This is a genomic window from Tenacibaculum sp. M341, assembly GCF_004337695.1.
Lineage (GTDB): Bacteria > Bacteroidota > Bacteroidia > Flavobacteriales > Flavobacteriaceae > Polaribacter.
The window spans coordinates 240,366-252,620 of record NZ_SJXJ01000006.1 but is presented as its reverse complement, the minus strand read 5'-3'; the positions used below and the strand labels follow the sequence as shown (position 1 = coordinate 252,620).

The window sequence follows — 12,255 nt, the reverse complement described above, 5'->3', positions numbered from 1 at the left end:
CAATATATTATTTAGCTTTCTTTGGCTTTTTAGGCTTTGGAAGTGTAGGTAACTTCGTGTTCTTTTTTAAGTTTTTATTGTTCTTCGCATTCTTAATAGTTTCCACCATATCCTCAGAAAGCTCAATCTCTTCGTGCATTTCTCTAACACGCTCATCCAATAATTCTTTTTTTCCTTTTCCTTTGTTTTTGATCTTAGCTAAAGAATCTTCTAAAACAACTTGTTTTTGAATAATCCCTGCCTTTTCACTTAATCTTTTCTTTGCTTCGTTTAATAACAGACTATATTCATCTATTCTTGATGCATAATACACATTACTATTATGAAATCGTAAACTATCGATACCGTATTTCTGATACACCAAAAACATATAATTTACATCTTTCTGATTGTTCTTAGTTTTCATAAACTTAGAAGATGTAGCAATATGCATTTCAGTAAGTAATGCAACCATAGTGTCTTTAGATATCAAATCTTTAGGCTTTTCATAAATTGTACTACCTGTACAACTTATGAAAAGCAAAAAGATGATGAATATGTATGATAGTATTTTCATTATCTGTTAAAAACTAATCGTTTTCCTTTATCAACTTCATTAAATGTACCATTGTTGTACATTAACTTTCCGTTTACAAACGTATGTGTAATTTTTGACGAAAAAGTGGTTCCTTCAAAAGGAGACCAACCACACTTATACAATACGTTTTCTTTAGTCACTTCCCATTCATTATTGGTATCTACCAATACAATGTCAGCATAATAACCTTCTTTTACAAATCCTCTTTTAGCTACTTGAAATAACTTTGCCGGATTATGACTCATTTTTTCTACCACTTTTTCAACAGTTATAACACCTTCTTTTACCTTTTCAAAAAGTGCTACAATCGCATGTTGTACTAACGGTCCTCCACTTGGTGCTTTTGTATACGGATTTGATTTTTCCTCTAAAGTATGAGGTGCATGATCTGTTGCAATCACATCAATTCTATCGTCTAATAAAGCTTTCCACAAACCATCTCTATCTGCGGCAGTTTTTACTGCTGGATTCCATTTAATATGTGTTCCTTTTTCATCGTAATCAGCATCAGTAAACCATAAATGATGAATACAAACTTCTGCTGTAATTTTCTTTTCCTCTAACGGAATATCGTTTCTAAATAAATTAGTTTCTTTTGCTGTTGAAAGATGAAAAACATGCAATCTTGCTCCAGTTTCTTTAGCTAATTCGATTGCTTTAGATGATGATAAATAACAAGCTTCTTCACTTCTAATAATTGGATGATATTTAATAGGAATATCGTCTCCAAACTTCTCTTTGTAAACTGCTGTATTATTTCTTATCGTTTGCTCATCTTCACAATGCACAGATATTAACATTTTTGTAGATGAAAATATCTTTTTTAAAGTTTCCTCATTGTCTACTAACATGTTTCCTGTAGAAGAACCTAAAAACAATTTAATTCCTGCTACATTCTCAGGATCAGTTTTTAACAATTCCTCTAAATTATCATTAGTACCACCAAACATAAAAGAATAATTGGCATATGAAGTTTTACGAGCTACTTCAAATTTTTCTTCTAATAAAGCTTGCGTAGTTGCTTGTGGTACTGTATTTGGCATTTCTATAAAAGAAGTAATTCCGCCAGCAATAGCTGCTTTACTCTCAGTTGCAATATTAGCTTTGTGTGTTAATCCAGGCTCACGAAAATGAACTTGATCATCAATCATTCCAGGAATTAAATATTTTCCTTCAGCATCTATTACCTCCATGTTATCTTCAGGGACAATATTTGCTGCTATTTTTGTAATAAATTCATCTTGAATTAAAACATCTCCTGAGAATACAGTATTCTCATTTACTATTTTAGCGTTTTTTATTAAAAATGATGTAGTCATGTTATTTTGGTAATCCTTTTAATTTCATTTTTACAACTCCAAATAAAGCTTCGTAAACAATTCCTCCGCTCATTTTAGATTCTCCTTTGGTTCTATCTGTAAAAATTACAGATACCTCACTAATCTTAAATTTATGTTTCCATGCTTTAAACTTCATTTCAATTTGAAAAGCATATCCTACAAATCTAATCTTATCTAATTTTATTGTTTCTAAAACCTTTCTACTCCAACATACAAATCCTGCAGTAGTATCATGAATTGGAATTCCCGTAATAAAACGCACGTATTTAGATGCGAAATAAGATAATAATACACGAGACATAGGCCAGTTTACAACATTTACTCCTACCGAATAACGAGAACCCACTGACACGTCAGCACCTTCAACACATGCATTGTATAATCTTACTAAATCATTTGGATTGTGTGAAAAATCAGCATCCATTTCAATAATGTATTCATAGTTTTTAGCCAATGCCCATTTAAACCCATGAATATATGCTGTTCCTAAGCCATTTTTTTCCTTTCTTACTTCTAAATATAAAGCATCAGAAAACTCTTCTTGTAACTTTCTAACAATATCGGCTGTTCCGTCTGGCGAATTATCATCAACAATTAAAACATGAAAAGCTTTTTCTTGATTAAAAGTAGCTCTGATAATCGATTCAATATTTTCTTTTTCGTTGTATGTAGGGATAATTACTAGCGTATCAGACATTCTTTTTTATAATTTTAGAAAAAATTACCGCAAAGATACATTAATTTATTCCTAATTTTGTGTTATAAATTTCTCTTATTTACAATGGAAATTCTTCAACGAACTTTTATATCTAACGACTGGATAACACTCATTTTTGTGGTTGCCTTTGTGCTAGTAGCATTAATGAAACTATATAAACCAAAGTTACTTTTAGGGTATTCTTTAGCTTTTTTCTCTCAAGGTTTTATTGAAAAAAGAGTGGATAAAAACCCTTCTGTTTTTACAGCTTTTAACATTTTGTTATTCTCATTCTCTGTAATTACCTACTCATTAGCATTCACTTTTATTTATGCAAAAACTAACGAATTTAATATTTCGTTATTCTTAATAATTTTAGGAGTATTACTTAGTGTAGTAATTTTAAAATATCTCTTAAGCATCACTATAGCTGCAATTTTATCAATTGACGAAGAAATCAAATATTTTCTCTTTTCAAAAACAGGATATTTGTATAATATGGGATTATGGCTATTTCCTGTACTAATATTTTCTCAATATTGTTATTACAACTTCAATATTTTATTCATTTTTAGCATTTTATTACTGAGTTTTAGGGCGATTCTTATCATCAAAAACAACAAAAAGCTGATTTTTAATAACTTCTTCTATTTTATTTTGTACTTTTGCACCCTCGAATTAGCTCCTTTGCTAATTATTTATAAAACAACAACGACTTAAAGAGAAAGTTTTATGAAAGTGAAAACAATTTTAGTATCACAACCAGCACCAAAATCAGAAACTTCGCCTTATTTTGATTTAGCTGAAAAACAAAAAGTAAAAGTTGATTTTAGGTCTTTTATTCATGTAGAAGGTATTCCTGCGAAGGAAGTACGTACACAGAAAATTGATTTAAACAATTTTTCGGCAATCATTTTAACCAGTAGAAATGCTGTAGATCACTTTTTCAGAATTGCTGAAGAAATGCGTTTTACGGTTCCTGATGACATGAAATACTTCTGTCAGTCTGAAGCTGTGGCATACTACCTTCAAAAATATGTGGTGTATCGTAAACGTAAAATTTATGTTGGTACACGTACTTTTCCTGAATTAACCAAATTAATTAAAAAACACAAAGACGAAAAATTCTTACTACCTTGTTCAGACAAGTTAAAACCTCTAATTCCTAATGAATTAGACAAGTTGAAAGTTGACTGGAAAAGAGCTGAATTATACAGAACTGTTGTAAGTGATTTATCTGATCTTGAAAACGTATTTTACGATGTTTTAGTGTTTTTTAGCCCTTCTGGTATTGACAGTTTATTTAAAAACTTCCCAGAGTTCAAACAAAACAATACACGTATTGCCGTATTTGGAAACTCAACTATTAAAGCAGTTGAATCTAGAGGTTTAAGAGTAGACATTGCTGCTCCAACTCCAGAAACTCCATCTATGACAATGGCTTTAGAAAAGTATATTAAAGATGTAAATAAGAAATAACTTTTTCTTACCAAATCAAATAACAAAAAACCGTGCAAAATGCACGGTTTTTTGTTTTATATTAAACCTTTTAAATGCAAAAAGGTCTTAATTATATGAAAACAACACATGTTTTACATTTATACAATAGAATTGGTTTTGGTATTACACCTAACGAATTAAATGCATTAAAAAGAAAATCTAAAAAAGAGATAGTTGAAGATTTATTTAGTGAATCTAAACAAGTTACTCCTTTAGAAATAGACCTTTCCTTTTTAAACAATGTTTCAAAAGCAACACTAAAAAACAAAAAAAGGAAAAAAGAGTTAATGAAACTTAACCGTAAAAAAGTTAAGGAACTAAATAAAATATGGTTAAACAGAATATTTAACCCTAAAGAGGTTTTAAGAGAAAAAATGACGTTGTTTTGGGCAAATCATTTTGTTTGTAAAGACAACAACACACTTCACATATTAAAATTCAACAATTTATTACGAGCACAGGCTTTAGGGAATTTTAGAACTTTTACAAAATTGGTTTCCAAAGAATCTTCAATGCTCAAATACCTCAACAATAAACAAAATAGAAAAAACAGTCCTAATGAAAATTTTGCTCGCGAATTAATGGAGTTATTTACATTAGGTCAAGGAAATTATACAGAAAGAGATATTAAAGAAAGTGCCAGAGCTTTCACTGGATATAATCATAATTTCAAAGGAGATTTCAAACTAAAACAAAGACAACACGATACAGGTGAAAAATCTTTTTTTAATGAAAAGGGAAATTTTAACGGAGACGACATTATAGACATTATTCTAAAACAAACCCAATGCGCTCAATTTATCTGTAAAAAACTATATGCTCATTTTGTAAACGAACAAATTAACGAAGATCATGTTAATGAAATGGTTGCTGTTTTTTATCCTAATTACAATATAGAAACGGTTATAAAACATGTTTTACTATCAGATTGGTTTTATGACGCAAACAACATAGGCAATAAAATAAAATCTCCAATAGATTTACTTGCTAGTATTCATAAAATCGTTCCATTCTCTTTTGAAAAAAAGAAACAACATTTATTGGTTCAAAGAACTTTAGGTCAAACACTTTTAAATCCACCAAATGTAGCAGGATGGAAAGAGGGAAAAGGTTGGATTGATAGTAATACCATAATTACAAGACTACGCTTGCCTTCAATATTATTAAATAATGCCGAAATTAATTATTCTGAAAAAGGTGATTTTAAAAGTGAAGTTGTCAATTTAAAAGACAAAAAGCTACGAAAAAGAGCATACATCAAAACAATTCCAAAATGGACTGTTTTTGAGAAAAACTATCAAAACATTAGTAACAAAGAGTTATTGAGTTTCATTATTACGAGCACAGTAAGTGAAAACGCGAAAAATGTATTAAACGAACTTCAAAATTCTTCTAAAAAGGATTTTTGCATACAATTACTTTCTTTACCTGAATTCCAACTCTGTTAAAACATATAAGATGAAAAGAAGAAATTTTATAAAAAGAACATCACTTGCCACTGGAGGAATGTTTTTAGCCCCTCAATTTTTAAAAGCATTAGAAACAAACAGCATCAAAGGTTTTAACGGTAAAAAACTAATCATTATTCAGTTAAAAGGAGGAAATGATGGTTTAAACACTGTTGTTTCTTTTAGAAACGATTTATATTATCAAAATAGACAACAAATAGCGATATCGAAAAACGAACTACTTAATTTAAACGACGAAGTTGGTTTTCACCCTAGTTTAAAACCATTAAAAAATCTTTATGACAAAGGCTATCTTAGTATCATAAACAATGTAGGATATCCAAATCCGAATCGCTCTCATTTTAGATCAACCGACATTTGGCAAACCGCTAGTAATAGTGATGAATTTTTACAAACAGGATGGATTGGAAGATATTTAGATATTAATAAAGCACAATCATACAAAGCTATTGAAGTTGATGAAAGTCTTTCATTAATGTTAAAAGGAGAATCTCAAAATGGTTTAGCAATTACAAACCCTAATCTTTTTTATAAATTATTAAAACAACCTTTTTTCGATAAATTACTACAAGCCAAAAACACTCATTTAGATGAGCATAATTTAGGTTATCTATACAATACAATGATAAATGCTAGATCGTCTGCTAATTATATTTATGAAAAAAGTAAAACAACTTCATCAAAGGCTAATTATCCAAAAAACATTTTTGGTAAACAATTAAAAACCATTTCTGAATTCATCACTTCTGGACTAGAAACTGAGGTATATTACGCTGCTTTAAGTGGTTTTGATACACATGCGAATCAACAAAACAGGCAAGCTAAATTACTAGAAACATATGCTGAAAGCATGAATGTTTTTGTAAACGATTTACAAAACAATAACGCTTTAGACGATACTTTGATTTTTACGTTTTCTGAATTCGGTAGACGCGTAAAACAAAATGGTTCTAGAGGTACAGATCATGGAACCGCTAATAATGTTTTTATTATTGGAAAAAACTTAAAAAAAGCAGGCTTATACAATCCGCTACCTAACTTACAAAACTTAGATAGTAATGGTGATTTAAAATTTACAATTGATTTTAGAGAAGTATATGCAACCATTTTAGACAAGTGGCTACAAATAGACAATGCTAAAATTCTCAACAATCAATTTTCAACATTAAACTTTATTTAAGCGAACAAAGTAGCAAAAGCCTCTTCTATTTTACCAACAAGCAACACTCGTATGGAATGATTCTTAGAGGTTATTTTATTGTATTTAGACGTTACAAATGTTTTATACCCTAACTTTTCAGCTTCTACAATTCGCTGATCTATTTTTGATACTGGACGAATCTCTCCTGCCAAACCAACCTCTGCTGCAAAACATACATTCGGATTAATTGCCATATCTTGATTTGATGATAAAATAGCCGCAACCACCGCTAAATCAATTGCTGGATCATCAATATTTATACCTCCAGTAATATTTAAAAACACATCTTTTGCACCTAACTTAAAACCTGCTCGCTTCTCTAAAACTGCTAAAATCATATTTAATCGTTTCAGATTATATCCAGTTGTAGAACGTTGTGGTGTACCATAAACTGCAGTACTAACCAATGCCTGAATTTCAATCATTAAAGGACGAACTCCTTCTAAAGTAGATGCAATGGCTGTTCCACTTAAATCTGTATCTTTTTTTGATATTAAAATTTCTGAAGGATTGGTAACTTCTCGCAACCCATCAGATAACATTTCGTAAATACCTAACTCGGCTGTAGAACCAAATCTGTTTTTCTGTGCACGTAAAATTCTATAGGTATGATTTCTATCTCCTTCAAACTGTAACACCACATCTACCATATGTTCTAAAATCTTTGGTCCAGCAATATGCCCTTCTTTGTTTATATGACCAATCAGTAAAACAGGAGTACTGGTTTCTTTTGCAAATTTTATCAACTCAGCAGACGTTTCTCTAATCTGAGAAATACTTCCAGGCGAAGCTTCAATAGAATTTGTATGTAAAGTTTGAATAGAATCAATTACTAAAACATCTGGCTGAACTTCCTCTATACTTTTAAAAATGCGTTGCGTATTCGTTTCTGTCAAAATCAAACAATCTGAATTTGCATTATCTAAACGTTCTGCTCTCATTTTAATTTGAGATTGACTCTCTTCACCAGAAACATATAATACCTTTTGAGTAATTTGCAAAGCAACTTGCAATAATAAGGTTGATTTACCTACACCTGGTTCTCCTCCTAACAACACAACAGAACCTTTTACCAATCCACCTCCTAAAACATTATCTAACTCTTTATTTCTGGTTACAACTCGTTCCTCTGCATTAAATTCTATTTCTTGAACTCTTAAAGGTCTAGATACTTTTTTCTCGGTATTTGACGGTGTTTTCCAATTTCTCTTTTCTTCTTTCTGAATTACTTCTTCTACAATTGTATTCCATTGTTTACACACATTACATTGCCCTGTCCATTGTGCATGCTGTGTACCACAATTCTGACAAAAAAAAGTTGTTTTGGTTTTAGCCATATCTAAAGGTAAAATTGGTGTTTATTAATTTTTAAATGCAAAACTTTATCAGCTTGCAATCAATTAATTTAGCTGAATTATTAGGATCTTTTATTGGTTTCTCTTCCATTGAAAAACCATCTTCGTTAATCGCTTCGATTTTTGCGATACTTTCTTTCGGAAAACTATGATACTTTTCTGTAGGAATAATACAAACCAACTCAAACTCTTTTCCTGTTAGGTTCATGTAAATATTTAAAAACCTTTCTAGGGTTTTCAATTTGCCACATTCCTCGAATTCTAAGATTTGTTATTCCTAAAGGATCTACTTGATTTACTCTTCCTAGTTCTTTTGTTTCAGAAAAAACAACATCTGGAATTGTTTTTATACCTTCTGAGATTGTTGTTTTGATTCTTTGATACGTTTCATGGTTTGCCGCATAAGAATTCCCATATACCATCCATAACGATTTTAAACTAGTATCTGTAGTGTGCCCAACGCAATAAATTAAGTCTTTTACTTTCCAATCTTCACATTCTCTACATTCTTTGGTTATCATTGGACTTGTATGTCTTACATCTGTTTTCGGATAGCTACTATTTAAAGCTAGACTAGAATTGGCGCTTTGTGTTTTTTTAACCTCAATAGCATCTCCTCCTTTTATCATGATATCTGGAGGATTATTTTGAGAACCAAGCCACGAAAATTTCTCTGTAAAAATTTTCATTTTCTCCAACTCATCAGTTATGCTAAAAGTTCCGGCAAACGCATCTTTTATATAACTCTCAAGTGCGTCTCCCATTCCGTTAACTCTATTTCTTCCAGCATAAATTGCTCTTATCTCAAAATTCTTTTGCTGTACAATATTGCATATTGCTTCTAAAATATTGGTCATACTGCAATAGCTCTTTTGGCTGAAACTTTGTTTGCATTTATTTGCTCCATAATACTTTCAGCTAAAAACTTTGCTAAATTAACTGGCACGGCATTACCTATCATTTTATAGCCCGCAGCTATTTTTTCGTAATGGAAAATAAAATCATTAGGAAAAGTTTGAATTCTTGCACATTCCCTAACACTTAGTCTCCTGTATAAATGTTCTTTTCCTGGCACAAAAATTCTTTTATTTTTTTCTACTAACTCCATTTTAGGTGCCTGCGGATGAATAGGTGCATGTCTACCACCTGCTTGAATAGTAAAAGACTGTTGATCCCAACTTCTAACACGGTTTCTCGACATGTAAATTGAAGAAAAACTTCCTGTCATATACTCATGATTCGGAATTACACAATCATTACCGTTTGTTTTATTGAATTCTAAAGCTGGTAAAACTCCTTCTTTTAAATCTGAAATAGCCGTTTCTAATGTTATTTTAGGAAAAGTTTCTGTCGGAAATTGATATGTAAAATTCAGATCTTTTCTAATCCCTATAAAAAACACCCTTTTCCTATCTTGAGGCACATTATAATCAGAAGCATTTAACATTTGGAACGAAAGTTCATAACCAACACCTGCATTTCTAAAAAGCTCTTTAATTCCTTCTAAAGCTTCACTGTGTTTATTAATAAGCATACCACTTACATTCTCTGCTAAAAAGAACTTTGGTTGTTTTGCTTCTAAAATTCTAATAAAATCGTAAAACAGCTGTCCTCTTTTATCTTTAATTCCTCTTGCGGCACCAGCTTCACTCCAGCTTTGGCAAGGAGGTCCACCAATAATTCCATCACAATCTGGAACTTCATCTGCTGGTACATTTACAATGCTTCTTCTATCTAATATTGTATTCGGATGATTCATTTCATAAGTTTTCCAAATTTCTTTGTCAAACTCATTTGCCCAAATCACATTAAAACCTGCCTTTTCAAACCCTAAATCAAGTCCTCCTGCTCCAGCAAAAAACGATACTACATTCATACTTCTTATATCTCTTTTTTATGTGATTTATCAAGTGTTCTTCTATATGCTGCTTTTTCTTCTGCAACTTTTAACAATTGTTTTGTACAGTTTGTTTCGTAAATATACTTTCCAATTCTATCAGTTACATACTCATTTCTTACCTCGGCAACATCTAAACTAAATACATTTGCCAAAATAGGTAAGCGTCTTTCGTCAAAATCACGCTTTCCGTTTTCTATCTTACTTAAATTAGCTGAATCTAAATTTAACTTAGAAGCCAACTGAATTAAAGTAAGTTTATTTTCTTTACGTAAAAGTCGGATATACTCTCCAAAAGTTACACGCATAAGAGTTGTCATTTTTTGACAAAATTATCACTTTAAAATTATGAAATCAACCTTAGAATACATAAGTTGTAAACATATTTTAGAGAAAAACCTACTTCATTCTTTTAGAAAAAACAACAAACGAATTAAAATAAAAACAGCCTACTTATTTCAAGTAGACTGCTTCTTATAAAGTATATTTTCTAAATTTTAGTATTCGAAAACTCCGTACTCACTTTTAATAGTTAACTTTTTAGTATCAGAAGCTTCTACCTTACCAATTATTTTTGCAGCTACATTAAATGATTTTGAAATTGAAATAATATCTTCTGCAACCTCTGGTGAAACATATAATTCCATTCTATGACCACAATTAAATACTTGGTACATTTCTTTCCAATCAGTTTTTGATTGCTCTTGAATCAATTTAAATAATGGTGGAATTTCAAACATATTATCTTTTACAATATGTAAATTATCTACAAAATGTAAAATTTTTGTTTGCGCACCTCCAGAACAATGAATCATTCCATGCACATCATCTGAATTGTACTTTGATAAAATTTCTTTGATAATTGGCGCATATGTTCTTGTTGGAGATAACACTAATTTACCTGCATCAATGGGAGAATTTTCAACACTATCTGTCAACTTTACATTTCCTGAATACACTAAATCAGCTGGCACAGAAGCATCAAAACTTTCTGGATATTTTTCAGCTAAGTAATTATTGAAAACATCATGACGAGCAGATGTTAATCCATTACTCCCCATTCCTCCATTATATGCTGTTTCATAAGATGCTTGTCCGAAAGATTCTAATCCCACAATAACATCACCAGCTTTAATGTTTGCATTGTCAATTACATCCTTTCTTTTCATACGTGCAGTAACTGTAGAGTCTACAATTATCGTACGAACTAAATCACCAACATCTGCAGTTTCACCTCCGGTAGAATGAATGGTTACACCAAACTTCTTTAAGTCTTCTAACAATTCTTCAGTACCATTTATAATAGCCGATAAAACTTCTCCTGGAATTAAGTTTTTATTTCTACCAATAGTAGATGAAAGCATAATATTATCTGTAGCACCTACACATAGCAAATCATCAATATTCATGATTAAAGCGTCTTGTGCAATTCCTTTCCAAACAGACACATCACCTGTTTCTTTCCAATACATATATGCTAAAGATGATTTTGTTCCTGCACCATCCGCATGCATTATTAAACAGTAATCTTCATCATTAGTTAAATAATCAGGAACAATTTTACAAAAGGCTTTAGGAAACAAACCTTTATCAATATTCTTTATTGCATTGTGTACATCTTCTTTAGATGCCGACACTCCTCTTTGCGCATAACGCTTAGACACTTCGTTACTCATCTTGTTGTGTTGTTGTTGACTGCAAAATTACTTTAAAACACTAGACTATCAAAGTAATTCATACTTTTTACTCCTTCTTTCATATAAAACAGTATCTCTCCAAACTCCATTAAGTTGTGCTATTTTCTCACGAAAACCAATACATCTAAAACCATATTTCTCGTGTAATTTAACGCTTCCTATGTTTTCTGGAAATAAACTTGAGTATAAAGACCAAATATGATTTTCTTCGGAAGATTCTATTATTTTCTCCATTAACTTACTTCCAATTCTTTTTCCTGCTGATGATAATTTCACATATACACTCACTTCAGCAACTCCTCTATACTCATATCTATTAGAAACTGGAGCTAAAGCAGCCCATCCAATCACAGTATTCTCATTATCTAATACCACAAACCTAGAATGTTGATGACATTTAGAACTCCATTCATTCCAACTTGGTACTTCTTTTCTGAATGTAGCATTATTGGTTGCGATACCTTCTTTGTAAATTTCTGCAACCTCAATCCAATGTTTATTTTCTAATGCTACAACCATCAT

12 protein-coding genes and 1 pseudogene are annotated in these 12,255 nt (G+C 30.9%); 4 read left to right on the top strand and 9 right to left on the bottom strand.

What is annotated here, in order from left to right:
- Positions 1-7 precede the first annotated feature (7 nt).
- Genes EYW44_RS09000 through EYW44_RS08990 form a run of 3 tightly spaced genes read right to left on the bottom strand, consistent with a single transcriptional unit; the run spans position 8 to position 2,614 of the window.
- Positions 8-556: a DUF4296 domain-containing protein gene (locus EYW44_RS09000; protein ID WP_132723338.1), complete on the bottom strand. Its 549-nt coding sequence runs from the start codon at positions 554-556 to the stop codon at positions 8-10.
- On the bottom strand, positions 556-1,896 hold the full coding sequence (locus EYW44_RS08995; protein ID WP_132723337.1) for a dihydroorotase: 1,341 nt from the start codon (positions 1,894-1,896) through the stop codon (positions 556-558). Before EYW44_RS08995 ends, EYW44_RS09000 begins: the two co-directional genes overlap by 1 nt.
- 1 nt (position 1,897) lies before the next feature.
- On the bottom strand, positions 1,898-2,614 hold the full coding sequence (locus EYW44_RS08990) for a polyprenol monophosphomannose synthase (RefSeq protein ID WP_132723336.1): 717 nt from the start codon (positions 2,612-2,614) through the stop codon (positions 1,898-1,900).
- Between the two features lie 84 nt (positions 2,615-2,698).
- Between EYW44_RS08990 and EYW44_RS08985 the strand changes: the two genes are divergently transcribed.
- The 4 genes from EYW44_RS08985 (at position 2,699) to EYW44_RS08970 (ending at position 6,763) form a co-directional block, all read left to right on the top strand.
- Positions 2,699-3,334: a DUF4271 domain-containing protein gene (locus EYW44_RS08985; RefSeq protein ID WP_132723335.1), complete on the top strand. Its 636-nt coding sequence runs from the start codon at positions 2,699-2,701 to the stop codon at positions 3,332-3,334.
- Between the two features lie 12 nt (positions 3,335-3,346).
- On the top strand, positions 3,347-4,093 hold the full coding sequence (locus EYW44_RS08980) for a uroporphyrinogen-III synthase (protein WP_132723334.1): 747 nt from the start codon (positions 3,347-3,349) through the stop codon (positions 4,091-4,093).
- A 95-nt stretch (positions 4,094-4,188) separates the two neighbouring features.
- Positions 4,189-5,562 (top strand): DUF1800 domain-containing protein, encoded by a 1,374-nt coding sequence (locus EYW44_RS08975; protein WP_132723333.1) that lies wholly within the window; start codon positions 4,189-4,191, stop codon positions 5,560-5,562.
- A 10-nt stretch (positions 5,563-5,572) separates the two neighbouring features.
- Positions 5,573-6,763: a DUF1501 domain-containing protein gene (locus EYW44_RS08970; RefSeq protein WP_132723332.1), complete on the top strand. Its 1,191-nt coding sequence runs from the start codon at positions 5,573-5,575 to the stop codon at positions 6,761-6,763.
- On the opposite strand, the gene radA is transcribed toward EYW44_RS08970, so the two are convergent.
- The 6 genes and pseudogenes from radA to EYW44_RS08940 form a co-directional block, all read right to left on the bottom strand.
- Positions 6,760-8,121, bottom strand: coding sequence for a DNA repair protein RadA (gene radA / locus EYW44_RS08965; protein ID WP_132723331.1), 1,362 nt, complete (start codon positions 8,119-8,121; stop codon positions 6,760-6,762). The genes EYW44_RS08970 and radA overlap by 4 nt on opposite strands.
- 31 nt (positions 8,122-8,152) lie before the next feature.
- Positions 8,153-8,996, bottom strand: a pseudogene (locus EYW44_RS22460) (NgoPII family restriction endonuclease).
- Complete coding sequence (locus EYW44_RS08955; RefSeq protein WP_132723330.1) at positions 8,993-10,015, bottom strand: DNA cytosine methyltransferase; 1,023 nt, start codon at positions 10,013-10,015, stop codon at positions 8,993-8,995. The pseudogene EYW44_RS22460 and the gene EYW44_RS08955 overlap by 4 nt, the downstream one beginning before the upstream one ends.
- A gap of 5 nt (positions 10,016-10,020) precedes the next feature.
- The gene (locus EYW44_RS08950) at positions 10,021-10,356 is read right to left on the bottom strand and encodes a helix-turn-helix domain-containing protein (RefSeq protein ID WP_132723329.1); all 336 of its coding nucleotides are present in this window, start codon (positions 10,354-10,356) and stop codon (positions 10,021-10,023) included.
- A 177-nt stretch (positions 10,357-10,533) separates the two neighbouring features.
- A complete protein-coding gene (locus tag EYW44_RS08945) occupies positions 10,534-11,712 on the bottom strand; it encodes an AIR synthase related protein (protein ID WP_132723328.1) in 1,179 nt (392 codons plus the stop codon).
- A 48-nt stretch (positions 11,713-11,760) separates the two neighbouring features.
- Positions 11,761-12,252, bottom strand: a complete 492-nt coding sequence (locus tag EYW44_RS08940) for a GNAT family N-acetyltransferase (RefSeq protein WP_306766633.1) — start codon at positions 12,250-12,252, stop codon at positions 11,761-11,763.
- Positions 12,253-12,255 lie beyond the last annotated feature (3 nt).